Origin of the sequence: Listeria sp. PSOL-1 (assembly GCF_902806445.1) — a bacterium.
Classification (GTDB): Bacteria; Bacillota; Bacilli; order Lactobacillales; family Listeriaceae; genus Listeria.
In genome coordinates this window covers 1,870,674-1,883,430 of record NZ_LR760298.1, presented here as the reverse complement: position 1 = coordinate 1,883,430, position 12,757 = coordinate 1,870,674, and the positions used below count along the sequence as shown (strand labels likewise).

The window sequence follows — 12,757 nt, the reverse complement described above, 5'->3', positions numbered from 1 at the left end:
TTTTTTAGCTAAAAAACATTTATAATAAGAATTATCAATGAAAAAAGGAGCTAATAATTATTATGGCACTAACAGCAGGTATTGTTGGTCTTCCAAACGTTGGGAAATCAACACTTTTTAATGCAATTACAAAAGCCGGTGCAGAAGCCGCAAACTATCCTTTTGCAACAATTGATCCAAATGTTGGCGTTGTGGAAGTACCGGATCATCGTTTAAATAAATTAACTGAACTAGTTGAACCTAAAAAGACTGTACCAACCACTTTTGAATTTACTGATATTGCTGGTATTGTAAAAGGCGCAAGTAAAGGAGAAGGATTAGGAAACAAATTTTTATCACATATTCGTCAAGTAGATGCGATTTGTCATGTAACTCGCTGTTTTGATGATGAAAACATCACGCACGTTGAAGGGCGCGTGGACCCATTAGACGATATTGCGACTATTAATTTGGAACTGATCTTGGCTGATTTAGAAACAGTGGAGAAACGTATTGGACGCGTGGAAAAGCTAGCAAAACAAAAAGATAAGGACGCTGTTGCGGAGTATCAAGTCCTTACTAAATTAAAAGCGGCTTTTGAAGATGATAAACCAGCACGTGCGATTGAGTTTTCAGATGATGAAGAAAAAATCGTACGCAATTTGTTTTTACTTACTAGAAAACCTGTTTTGTACGTTGCAAATGTGAGTGAAGAGGATGTTGCAGATCCTTCTAGCAATAAGTATGTAAATCAAGTGAAAGAACTTGCTACAAGCGAAGGTGCTGAAGTTATTGTTGTTTGTGCGCGTGCAGAAGAAGAAATTGCGGAATTAGAAGAGGAAGATAAAGCTGAGTTTTTAGAAGCTCTAGGAATTGAAGAGTCTGGCTTAGATCAGTTAATTCGTTCGGCTTATTATCTACTAGGTTTGGCAACTTACTTTACTGCGGGCGTTCAAGAAGTACGGGCTTGGACTTTTAAAAAAGGTATGAAGGCTCCCGAATGTGCAGGGATTATTCACACTGATTTCGAGCGTGGCTTTATTCGTGCTGAGGTTGTTGCATATGATGCGCTTGTGGAACATGGTTCAGAACAGGCGGCTAAAGAAGCTGGGAAAGTTCGTTTAGAAGGCAAGGATTATATTATGCAAGATGGCGATGTCGTGCATTTTCGTTTTAACGTTTAATATAAAAATGTTTCACATGAAACATTTTACTCTGCGTAACCATTTGGTATGTTGCGCAGAGGTATTGGAGGAGGGGATATTTTGAGCTTTGTTAGAGAGAAGTGGTTTTTGATATCTAATATCATAGCATTTATTTGTTTATTAGGATTTTATAGGTATCAATTTATTAGTTTTTTAGTGCTAGTATCATTAGCAGCAATGGTATTTTTGTATTTCAGACAGCGTCACTCTTTAGTGTTCAATCCAGTATATTTTGTGGGATCGATATGGATCTCCGCTTTTTGGTTAGCTTCTACATACGTTAAAGCTAGTTTCACACCTCCCTTGGTTAGTATCCTTTATATTCTAGGGGCATTATATTTTCTTTCCTCGCTTTTTTATCTAGCCATATTAGAGCTTTCAAAGACATTTTCTAAGGGAACGGGAGAAAAAAGTGAAATACGTAAGCGTGAGTTATTTTTTTATGCAGGGATCCCTTTTGCTTCTTGGCTAATTTCGTTTTTAGCCTATTTCCCTGGGAAAATGACATTCGATTCATATTGGCAGTGGGGCATGACTCAAGGTTTACGTAGTTATAATGCGTGGCACCCAATACTTCATACTTTATGGATAAAAGCGACAACCCTTATTTATAATTCACCTGCAAGTTATATTTTTTCACAGATTATTGTTGTTGCACTTTGTGTTGGTTTTGCCATCTATACGTTAACAAAATTAGGTTTGCCAAAATTTCTAGCCTATTTACTTTCGCTTTTCTATGCACTTTGGCCGGTTATGATGTTTTATAGTGTGACGATGTGGAAAGATATTCCTTTTGCTGCATTTATTTTACTATTTACTACGCTATGGATTAAGGTCATCTTTTCAAAAGGAGCATGGCTGAAACGTCCAATAAATATGATAGCTATTATTTTGGTTGGATTTGTTGTTATTAATTTACGGAATAACGGATCTTTTGTCGTTATAGGAACGTTGATTATGTTTGTTATCTTTTTACGAGGTTTTCGGATTAGATTGGGTCTTATTTTGATCGGTGTGCTAGCGGTTAATATGCTATTTACGACCGTTATAAATAATATACTTCACGCAACTCCTAATCCGCTAAATCAAGCATTAGCTGTTCCCTCGCAGCAAATAGCAGCAACATTTTATAACAATGGAAAAATATCTAATGAATTAAAGGCTTATTTTACAAAAATACTCCCTGAAGAAAATTGGAAAAAGGATTATAACCCGTATACAGTCGATCCAATTAAACATGATGAAAAATATAATTCTAAACCAATTGATCAAGATTTCGGCTTATATATCAAAAATTGGGCTAAACTTATGAAAGATAATTTCACTATCTATGTTAAAGCTTATTTACACCAAACCAGCGCGATTTGGCGATATCAATCACCGAATCATCATAAAGTGTTTTTTGGGACAAAACAAGATCTAGAAAAAGCAAATTATGATGTTCGCGTTTTTGCGCTATATTATGGTGGCGGGAAAAACAATGACTATATTAACATGAGAGCCTATGCTAAATATAAAGACGATATAAAATTAACTGGGCAAACTGCTGTATCTTTTAATGAATATGTCAAGCATCGAGCTGAGACCTCAAAAGACACACTTGTTTCTGATTCAAAATTTAAGCTATATAATACTTTTTTAAATAAGCTATATGACAAAATACAAACAAGCGGGCAAAATATTTTCTTAAAAGGTGCTATTCCCTTGCTTCTTTTATTCCTCGCTTTTGTAGCTAATCTAAATCGTTCTAAAGGGGAGAATTGGTTGATCTTCCTCCCTATTGTCATTACAATTATTACGATTGCGATTGCTATGCCGGCAACAGATTTTCGTTATAGCTTCAGTTTCATCTTTACGGTTCCAATTATTTTGTTTGTCTCTAAATTACGCGCAAACCAAGATACTGTTTGATAAGGAAGAGAGGGCGCCGTCTTGTTAAGCGGTGCTTTCTCTAAAGTCTAAGATAAAGGAAGTGTTAAAAATGACATTCGAAGCCATCCTTCCGCTATTAAAAAAAGGAGAAAAAGTCATTCGTCGCGGCTTTTTTGGTAAAGAGCGCTATATTATTTTAGTAGAAGAAAAGAGTTTTCAAGGTGAAGAAGTATTGCCCTATTTTCTTATCAATGTAGAAGATGAAGGATTTGCTGTCTATACGCCTACGGTTTGTGATTTATTAGCGGATGATTGGGAAGTGGTTTCTTAGTGAGTTTTGCTGGGAAGTTGGTTTTTATTACTGGTGTTTCATCTGGGATTGGTGCAGCGCAAGCAAAGCAGTTTTTGGCAGAAGGTGCGATCGTTTTTGGTATGGATATTCAGCCAACTAAATTAGTGGATAAAAATTTCACTTTTTTTAATGGTGATGTATGCGTACTTACGGATATTCTCGCTGCTGTAAAAAAGGCGCGCGAGCTTGGTAAGATTGATATTTTGGTGAATACAGCAGGGATCTTAGATGATTATAAGCCGTCGCTTGAGACAGATGAAGCTTTGTTTGATTTAATTTTAACAACAAATTTAAAAAGCATGTATCGCCTTGTTAATGCAATTTTGCCTGATATGGTGCAAGATAAAAGTGGTGTAATCATCAATATGGCTTCGATTGCTGGTCTTGTAGCTGGTGGGGGCGGAGCTGCTTATACAGCAGCTAAGCATGCTGTTGTTGGATACACAAAACAATTAGCTTATGATTATTCAAAATATGGCATTCGAATTAATGCAATTGCACCTGGAGCGATTAAAACACCAATGAACCGTGGTGATTTTGAAAACGGAGGTGAAATCGCACGTCAAGTTGCTGCGGAAACGCCTGTTGAACGCTGGGGAGAACCAGAAGAGGTCGCGGAGTTAACGCTTTTTTTAGCGAAAAATAGTGCCGCTTTTATTCAAGGTATGGTGATTCCAATCGATGGTGGTTGGACAATAAAATGAAACAAGCTCAATCTTTGAGCGCTGTAGTACTTCAGTTGGTTTTTTAAACCCATCCTTTGACTACAGCTATTACTAAAATAGTTAACGCTATTTTACAAAGGAGAATGTATTTAAAAATGACGAATCAAAAAACACGGACGCTCGTGCAAATTGCACTTGTAGCGGCTTTATATGTTGTTGTAACTTTAGTATTTGCGCCAATTAGTTTTAACGTTATCCAAATTCGCTTTGCGGAGATGTTTAATTTCCTTGTGTTGTTTAATCGAAAATATATTGTGGCTGTAACGCTTGGTGTTCTCATCTCCAACTTGATGTCACCTTTAGGATTGGTTGATGTTATTGTTGGTGGAGGATCAACGCTTCTTATTTTGGGAATTGTCTATTTGGTGACAAAGCGAATTCATTCTTTATTGCATAAATTATGGGTTACGGTTGTGCTAGTCTCGTTATCAATGTTTACAATTGCTTTAGAGCTAGTCGTCTTGTTTGATTATCCGTTCTGGGGGACATATGCTGCCATCTTGTTGGGTGAAGCGATCTCTATGTCCATTGGAGCAGTGCTTATCTATTTGATTAATAAAAAAGTAAATTTAACACGGATATTAAGCTGATGAAAATCAGTTTTTAGATATGTAAAATGAGATTGTAGATACTAAAATTTGTTCTACAGTCTCTTTTTTTTCATTATTTATAAAAAACGATACATGGATCGCTAATTTCTTCTTCTAAGATATGTCCAGTTCGTTTTTGCCAATCTTGGCTTAGATCTTCAGCAATTTTAGTATGATGGAGTAGTCTTAAGGCAGAAATAATCTTGCTTACTTTAGCATGTAACTTTGTTTCTGCTTCACTTTTTTCAAGCCAAGCAATTTCAAGTAAACGGAATTTACATTCACAGATCAGTAGGCCGTTATTTTGAGCTAACGCTTGTTCTAGTGTTTTTTTTAATAATGGTTTTGTTTCCATAATTCTGCCATGAGTCCTTAGGAGCGTGCAGTAGTTGAACCAAGTAATTAGTTGTAATCTCGCTACATTTTTAAACGTGCGATAACGCTCTAACTCCTTAAATAAACGTTTTGCTAGTACATCTATGCTGGAGAAATCAAAGGCATAGATCACAAGGTTAACCACGACAAGTTCGCAGTAAGTCCACTGTTCTTTTTTGGCTAATTCGTTCCAGATCGGTTCGAGTAAAGTATGAAAATGTTGCTTTTTGTTAAAAAAAGGGTAAGCTTTTAATACTTGCTCTAAATAATTGTAAAAGGGAGATGGGTTTGTTGCCTTCTTAGTGTTAATGACTTCTAATAATTTTTGGATTTTCTTCGTATCTAAATTGCTTGAAAGCGCAAATAGTTGGTCTAATACTTGTTCTAAATCATTTTTCATAAAGTTATTTTGAATGAAAACAAATTCGTCTGGTAGAATATTCTGTTTTTCCAAAATGGCATTTAAATTCTTCTGGCTGATTTTTTGGAGATCATTTTCAACGCGATATGCATATTGTTCCGAAATGATCGTACCATAAAATTCTTTTACGGTAGCATTGGCATTTTTTCTGATTTTGCGTAAAGTTTCTCCAGTTTTCTTTGTTCTCATTTCTAACGTCCTCCCCATTTTATACCAATAAGTATAATTTTCCCAAAGCAGGTGCAAACATATGATACACTTATTTTTAGTTGGGGGATAAAGGAAGAATATTGCGCTTCGTAGCTTTAAAAAAAGCCATCCTATCATTGGCATATGAATAAACGGCTGTTACATGACAAATATTTTTTAAATTTACAAGAAATTAATGTTTTTTCTTTTCTCTCAATTATTTAGGGTTTTCTGAATTTACAGGTTAACCTTATCCTTTTAACCTTCCCGTTAAAATTCTTTAGACCCGCGGCTAGCTCTTGTTCTATTCTAAATGTATGTAGGTGCTTTAGCAGAAGGACGGAGCTAGTTAGTTCATTTTTTTCTTAAAATCGATCCCTTTGAATTCTATGTAGGCGAAAAAAGCGCCGACGATTAAGAAGATTATGGGAACAGCAAGGGTGTAGATGTTGATTACATTAAATGGTGAAACGTCAGCTTCTACAGTATCAATTTCTAGCAAATAAAACAAATTTTTCTGAACAATACTTAAAATTGCTAGGATGAAGATAGCGATTAAACCAACTGCAAAAGAAATAAAACTAAACAGCTTATACATAAAGACCTCTCCCTTTAAAATAGATAGTTTATACTATTTTATAATATACTAAATTTTTAATAAAGAAAAGGAGAAAGATCTATGCCTAGAAAAAATCGATTAAAAACTGTTTTAACAAAAGCTTTAATTACTATTTTGTCAGTAGAGGTATTATTAATTGTTCCGTTAAATGTACAAGCCGTTAAAAGCCCTAAAGCAAAGGAAATCATTACAGTTGGCGAAGAACCTGTTGTAAGTGATCTTCCAAATAATACTCCAGTGATTGAGCCTAGAGGAATCGTAACAAGCTGGCAAGTTAGTAAATCCTATGATGGGATGAATTATGGAGGTTGGGTCACTTATGGAAATAGAAAGAAAAGTAAATCCACGGGGACAATTGCTTTTACTGTAAAAACTAAAGTATATGCCTCTTATTCGGGTTCAGTTAAGGTAGGAATTAAAAAAGTTGAGGCAACACTAGGCTTCTCAGTTAGTAATTATAAAGAGTATTCAATGACTAATACTTGGAATTGTAAAAAGAATACAGAGTATAAAGTTCAGTATAGAAAACGCTATAAAACATATAAGGTTACTCAAAAACGTACAGATATAAATTCATGGACAGGACAAATATATACTAAAAAATATTATGTAACAGTTAAAAAGCCAGATGGCATTGACGTTAGAGTAGTAGAATCTTAAAATTTCAGCAATCCAAAAGAAGATTATGGCAAAGCCATAATCTTCTTTTCGCTATTCCTATTAAAAACAACACACGGAGCCATTGGATTTTATAATATTAATTAGATTCCGCAAATAAGTAATCAACAATCATATCACCAATTTTTCGCGCTTTACCTTGATAGGGAAAACAGTGCATGTAAACGGCTGGATTATAGTTTAATTCAATGACAGCAGCCTTTTCATAATCATGAGGGTTTGGTGGAACGATAATATCTACACCGCAAAAAGAAGCATCAACAGTCTGTGCGCACTGGACAGCTAGTTTTTTGTAAAAACTAGCCATTTTATCTGTAACATCAATGCTATCACCACCGGTACTAACATTTGAATTTTCACGGAGATAAACGATTTGGTTGGCACTTGGAACTGAGCTTAGATTTAAGTTTTGCATAGATAACATTAACGTTTCTTCAGGGCCCATTTGTATTTTTTCAAGTGGCTTAAGGTGATTTTCTCCGCGAAGAGGGTCGTTATTTTTTTGGGCGATGAGTTCTTTGATTGTGTGAAAACCATCTCCAGTGACGTTTGCTGGAACGCGGAGTAAAACAGCGACGGCTTTATCATCAATGACGAGGAAACGGTATTCATTTCCAGGGATAAACTCTTCAATAATAATAGCTGAATCATGGCTAAAAGCAATTTCTAATGCTTTGTGGTAGTCCTCTTTTGTGTAGCTTTCTTTAAAAATACTAATACCGATTCCAAAATTTGTTGATTTAGGCTTAATGACAATTGCTTGATCGGAAAATTCGTCGTAAGCTTGGAGCGCATCGGTAAGGTTAATGAAGCTTTTTCCAAAAGGTACACGAATATTATTTTCTGCAAGGATTTTCTTGGTGATCACTTTGTTTTCCATAAGTAAAACTGAAATATAATTATCATGCGCTGTTTTTGTGGCTTGTTTTACATATTCTATTTGCTGGTTTTTTATTAGACGGATAAAATTTTCTGAGCGATCAAGTACTTCTGTTTTAATGCCTTTTTTTATGGCTGATTGCATGACGATTTTTGTAGAAAGTTCTAGGTCCTCATAGCCGGATAGTTGGTAGGCTGTTGTTTCTGCTTCGGTTAAAGCTTTTTTTGCTTGGTTTAAGTGGTAAGCTAAAAAGCCTTCTTGTCTAACCTGTGTTTCTACGGCTGCAGCGATTGTTTTTTTCACATCTAATAAACGTTCTTTTTGTAAGTGAATCGTTTGGGTGTAATGTGAACGTTTATTGTCTGGTGCGAGGATCTGAGCGATGGTTAGCATTCGGTCTAATTCAGTGATGGCAGCTTCGACAAAATCTACTTTTTTACCATTGGATAATGTAATTTTAGGGTGGGCCAAACCATAAAGTGCAATTTCTTTTTCATTGTCATCTGCAATTTCTTGACGAATTTCATAAAGGTCGATTTTATTTGTTAAGATGCCGGTAATGAAAAAAAGCTGAATAAAATATAGTGTATCCTTGGAGATGCCATTTGCTTCAAGTGGATCTAAGTCAATCGCTCTAACTTCTAGATATTCCACACCATGAGTTGCAAGGCTATCTAAAGATTGATCTGTATGTCCATTCTTCAAACGAATCGGATTATAAAATTCGCGCATGCTATTGATTTTTCCATCTGCAATATGGTCTGCAATAGAAGTGATATAGCTATCGAATGTATCATAATTAATGTGAAGTGCAGATTTATTTTTATATCCATAAGGGCTATTTCTGAGGGATGTTGCGTCTTTCATTAGCGTTACGCCCTTTTCAAGAGATACTTCATTTGGTGTTGTTGTGTAGTCGTCGAGATAAATAGAACCAGCACCAGTTAAGTAGACGAGCAGCCAACGATTTTGCATAAAATATTTAGCAGCTTTTAAATAGATGCGATTTTGGAATGCATCAAAAGTTTCTGCTTCCTCTTGAAATTCTTTATAAAGTGCTTCAATTAATGGTTTTGGAAATGAAAAATTGTAATGAATGCCAGATAATAATTGAATTTTTTTGCCATATTCTTTTGCTAAATGTTCGCGGTAAAGACGATCTGGATGATCTTTTGTTTTATATTCCGCAATAGGTATTGCCGCTTCATCTGGCAATAAAGGTGGATTGCTATTTGGCCAAAGTAGTTCTCCATTTTCTAATGATAAGGAAATGATTTTTTGCAAATTCTCAAGAAACTGATAGACAGTGTCAATGGAATCGCAAACAGGTGTAATCATTTCAATTTGACTCTCTGAAAAGTCGGTTTTAATATAAGGGTTATCCTCTTTAGGGCCAAAAACTTCTGGATGAGGAGTTAAAGCTAATTCTCCTTCAGGTGTTACACGTAAATTCTCTTTTTCCAAACCAAAATGTCCCGAAAATAACTGTTCTTTTAAGTCAGGATTCTCTTGAATAAAGGTTAATAAATTTGTATCAGTATTTAGCATCTTTTCACCTCAACTGCGTGTTCTCATAGCCTAATCTTACAATAAAGCAAGTAAATAGTATATCATTTAGTTTGTGAAATTATTTTAAGGATATTTCAACTGTCAAAAAGCAATGAATTAAGTTATAATGAACAAATAAGAAACTTAGAGGAGGACAAATTTTAGTGGTAACAGAAACAGAAGAAATCAAACCGTCTTTGTCAGAACTAAAAAATAATTTGACAAAGCGTAATTTACAATATGTGCAAGAAGTGGAAAAGCATTTGCGTGATAAATATCCTGAAAAAGAGCAAGACAGCATCGTTTATGGGATGACAGAAAAAATCCTTGCCGAACAAAAAAGCGGGATAACAGCACGTAAATTATTTAATTTAACACCGACAGAATACGTGGCTTCACTTGATGTAAGTAAAGCGAGTATAGGCGACGTTGAAACGGGCAAGTGGTGGTTAGCTCTTGATGGTGGCTTGCTTGTGCTAGGTGCTATGATGTTGATTTCAGGGATTAGTGCTTTTTTCCAAGGTCAAACATTGGGAATTTTCGTACTTATTATCACTGGAATTATTGGTGGTTTTGCGATGCTAATTTTGCGTAAGTATGCTGCTGAGATGCGTGCTGGTAAAAAAGGCGGGACCTTTAGATATATTTTAGTGGCGATTGGGGTTATTGTGGCTTGGATGTTTATCATGACGCTTGTACAAATGAGTATTCCACCAGCAATTAATGTTGCTCTTGATCCAATGACAACAACGATTATTGGAGCATTTGTTTTAGCGCTTAAATTTTACCTTAAACGCAAGAAAAACATTCCTAACTTCTAAGGTATTTCCCGGGTAATAATTGGATATGAGGTGAATGAAGTGAAACTTACAGCGATACAAGATGATATTACACAGGAAAAAGTAGATGTTATCGTCAATGCTGCGAATTCTTCATTACTTGGCGGTGGCGGAGTTGACGGTGCAATTCATCAAGCGGCGGGACCAGAGTTATTAGCAGCTTGTAAACGAGTCGTTGAAGAGTCTGGGAGTTGCCCTGCTGGAGAAGCAGTGATTACTGCGGGTTATGATTTACCTGCTAAATATGTTATTCATACTGTCGGGCCTGTTTGGAAAGATGGGAAACAACAAGAGGCGAATAAACTAGCTTCTTGTTACTGGAAATCACTTGATTTAGCCGTTTCTAAACGATTGAAATCTATTGCTTTTCCTAATATTTCAACCGGTGTATATCATTTCCCAAAAGAAAAAGCAGCGGAAATTGCACTTTATACGGTAAAAGAATGGATTCAGTCTGAACCTAATACGACGTTAACAGAAATACGTTTTGTTTGCTTTGATCAGGAAAATTATGAGTTGTATCAAAAAATGCTGGACAGTGAATAAATTTAAAGTGTTTTGCCATTTTTATGGTAAGATACTTTTTTATTATTCGTTTTAAAAAGCAATATTTATAAGGAAAGTATAAGTTTTACAAAAAGACTTCATTTCACGCCCTAAACGCGCTATACTGGATTTAAGAATAAGGGAGGGGTTTTGATGTTAGTACAGGCTAAGGAAATACTTGCTAAACGTTTTGGCTTCGATGATTTTCGTAGCGGCCAAGAAGAAGTAATTAAACAGCTGCTTGCTTCTCAAAACACGCTAGCGATTATGCCTACTGGAGGAGGCAAGTCGCTTTGTTACCAAATCCCCGCATTACTATTTGAAGGTTTAACAATCGTTGTTTCACCACTTATTTCTTTGATGAAAGATCAGGTCGACGCGCTTCATTTGGCTGGAATTGAGGCTACGTATATCAACAGTACGCTTTCGGCCCAAGAAGTAAATAAACGGCTCCATTTAGCTAAGTCCGGGCATTTGAAGATGCTATATATTGCTCCTGAACGACTGGATACAGAAGGCTTTCATGATTTGCTTGAGTGTGCGGAAATTTCCTTATTCGCTATTGATGAAGCGCATTGTATTTCACAATGGGGACATGATTTTCGCCCAAGTTATTTGGCGCTGTGTGACTATTTGCGGCAAATGGAGCGGCAACCATTAGTCATTGCATTAACGGCAACAGCAACTGAAGCTGTTGCGAATGATATTTGCGAATTGCTTAGAATTCTTGAAAAAAATATAGTTAAGACGGGATTTGCTCGGGAAAACCTTGCTTTTCAAATAATTAAGGGACAGGATAAAGATCAATTTTTATTACATTATTTAAAAGAAAATGACTCAGAGTCTGGGATTATTTATGCTTCTACACGTAAAGAAGTAGAACGATTACAAGTTCTCCTAGAAAAGCAAGGCATTGCAGTAGGAAAATATCATGGTGGTTTGTCAGATCAAGAACGGAGCGCTTCGCAAGAACAATTTTCATACGACGACCTGCAAGTAATTGTTGCTACAAATGCTTTTGGAATGGGAATTAATAAATCGAATGTCCGTTTTGTGATTCATTATAATTTACCAAGAAATATGGAAGCTTATTATCAGGAGGCTGGCCGTGCTGGTCGTGATGGCCTTCCAAGTGATTGTATTTTACTTTTTTCACCACAAGATGCGCATATTCAGCAATTTTTGATTGATCAATCTGAACTACCTGAAGAACGGAAGCAGAATGAATATCATAAGTTGCGTCAAATGGTAGGCTACGGTTATACTGAAATTTGTTTGGAGCGTTACATTGTTAATTATTTTGGTGAAGAAGCGAACCATTGTGGGCGTTGTAGTAATTGCCTTGATACACGAGAAACGGTTGATATTACAACAGACGCACAAAAAGTATTTTCCTGCATCAAGCGGATGGGGGAACGTTTTGGAAAAATACTTATTGCTAAAGTGCTGACGGGTTCAAATGACCAAAAAGTAAAAACATGGCATTTTGATAAACTAAGCACATATGGTTTAATGAAGGAACGCTCGCAAAAAGATGTCTTACAGCTATTGGATTATCTAGCAGCAGAAAAGTATTTACAAGTTGTAAATGGCAGCCTTCCATCATTGTCATTAACAAACCAAGCTGTTAAAGTATTGAAAAATGAAGCTATTGTTTTGCGCAAAAAAGCAGTGGAGGCTACACGAGTAGCTATGGATGTCGATGTCGCTTTATTTGAGATGTTGCGGAACAAACGCCGTGAACTAGCAAGTGAATATCGTGTACCACCTTATATTATTTTTTCCGATGAAACGTTGCGGGAAATGTGTCGTTATAAACCGCAGACAAACGAGGAAATGTTAATGATTAAAGGCATTGGCGCTGCAAAATTAGAAAAATATGGAAAAGATTTTATGTTGTTATTACAAGAGGAAGTTATTTCGAAATCAGGAGGATAAT

The 12,757-nt window shown here is 35.8% G+C and carries 12 protein-coding genes; 9 read left to right on the top strand and 3 right to left on the bottom strand.

Annotation, left to right across the window (positions count from 1 at the left end; all coding sequences use genetic code 11):
- The first annotated feature begins 62 nt into the window (after positions 1 to 62).
- The 5 genes from ychF (at position 63) to G6Q10_RS09060 (ending at position 4,723) form a co-directional block, all read left to right on the top strand.
- On the top strand, positions 63 to 1,163 hold the full coding sequence (gene ychF, locus G6Q10_RS09080; RefSeq protein ID WP_163655293.1) for a redox-regulated ATPase YchF: 1,101 nt from the start codon (positions 63 to 65) through the stop codon (positions 1,161 to 1,163).
- Between the two features lie 552 nt (positions 1,164 to 1,715).
- Positions 1,716 to 3,095 carry a DUF6020 family protein gene (locus G6Q10_RS09075; protein ID WP_232057811.1) on the top strand — a complete coding sequence of 460 codons (1,380 nt, stop codon included), beginning with the start codon at positions 1,716 to 1,718 and terminating at the stop codon, positions 3,093 to 3,095.
- A gap of 70 nt (positions 3,096 to 3,165) precedes the next feature.
- Complete coding sequence (locus G6Q10_RS09070) at positions 3,166 to 3,387, top strand: DUF2829 domain-containing protein (protein WP_163655289.1); 222 nt, start codon at positions 3,166 to 3,168, stop codon at positions 3,385 to 3,387.
- Positions 3,387 to 4,112: a 3-oxoacyl-ACP reductase gene (locus G6Q10_RS09065; protein WP_163655286.1), complete on the top strand. Its 726-nt coding sequence runs from the start codon at positions 3,387 to 3,389 to the stop codon at positions 4,110 to 4,112. Before G6Q10_RS09070 ends, G6Q10_RS09065 begins: the two co-directional genes overlap by 1 nt.
- Before the next feature lie 116 nt (positions 4,113 to 4,228).
- The gene (locus tag G6Q10_RS09060) at positions 4,229 to 4,723 is read left to right on the top strand and encodes a QueT transporter family protein (RefSeq protein ID WP_232057810.1); all 495 of its coding nucleotides are present in this window, start codon (positions 4,229 to 4,231) and stop codon (positions 4,721 to 4,723) included.
- A gap of 73 nt (positions 4,724 to 4,796) precedes the next feature.
- Here G6Q10_RS09060 and G6Q10_RS09055 read toward each other — a convergent pair whose 3' ends face one another.
- A complete protein-coding gene (locus G6Q10_RS09055) occupies positions 4,797 to 5,708 on the bottom strand; it encodes a helix-turn-helix domain-containing protein (RefSeq protein ID WP_163655282.1) in 912 nt (303 codons plus the stop codon).
- Positions 5,709 to 6,057: 349 nt separating this feature from the next.
- The gene (locus G6Q10_RS09050; protein WP_163655280.1) at positions 6,058 to 6,306 is read right to left on the bottom strand and encodes a hypothetical protein; all 249 of its coding nucleotides are present in this window, start codon (positions 6,304 to 6,306) and stop codon (positions 6,058 to 6,060) included.
- 81 nt (positions 6,307 to 6,387) lie between these two features.
- On the opposite strand from G6Q10_RS09050, the gene G6Q10_RS09045 reads away from it, so the two are divergent.
- Positions 6,388 to 6,987 carry a hypothetical protein gene (locus G6Q10_RS09045; RefSeq protein ID WP_163655278.1) on the top strand — a complete coding sequence of 200 codons (600 nt, stop codon included), beginning with the start codon at positions 6,388 to 6,390 and terminating at the stop codon, positions 6,985 to 6,987.
- 97 nt (positions 6,988 to 7,084) lie between these two features.
- Here G6Q10_RS09045 and gshAB read toward each other — a convergent pair whose 3' ends face one another.
- Positions 7,085 to 9,433, bottom strand: coding sequence for a bifunctional glutamate--cysteine ligase GshA/glutathione synthetase GshB (gshAB, locus tag G6Q10_RS09040; RefSeq protein ID WP_163655276.1), 2,349 nt, complete (start codon positions 9,431 to 9,433; stop codon positions 7,085 to 7,087).
- Between the two features lie 164 nt (positions 9,434 to 9,597).
- Between gshAB and G6Q10_RS09035 the strand changes: the two genes are divergently transcribed.
- The 3 genes from G6Q10_RS09035 (at position 9,598) to recQ (ending at position 12,756) form a co-directional block, all read left to right on the top strand.
- On the top strand, positions 9,598 to 10,254 hold the full coding sequence (locus G6Q10_RS09035) for a DUF1129 domain-containing protein (RefSeq protein ID WP_163655274.1): 657 nt from the start codon (positions 9,598 to 9,600) through the stop codon (positions 10,252 to 10,254).
- Positions 10,255 to 10,293: 39 nt separating this feature from the next.
- Positions 10,294 to 10,818: an O-acetyl-ADP-ribose deacetylase gene (locus G6Q10_RS09030; RefSeq protein WP_163655272.1), complete on the top strand. Its 525-nt coding sequence runs from the start codon at positions 10,294 to 10,296 to the stop codon at positions 10,816 to 10,818.
- Positions 10,819 to 10,971: 153 nt separating this feature from the next.
- Positions 10,972 to 12,756 carry a DNA helicase RecQ gene (recQ, locus tag G6Q10_RS09025; protein ID WP_163655270.1) on the top strand — a complete coding sequence of 595 codons (1,785 nt, stop codon included), beginning with the start codon at positions 10,972 to 10,974 and terminating at the stop codon, positions 12,754 to 12,756.
- Position 12,757: the final 1 nt, after the last annotated feature.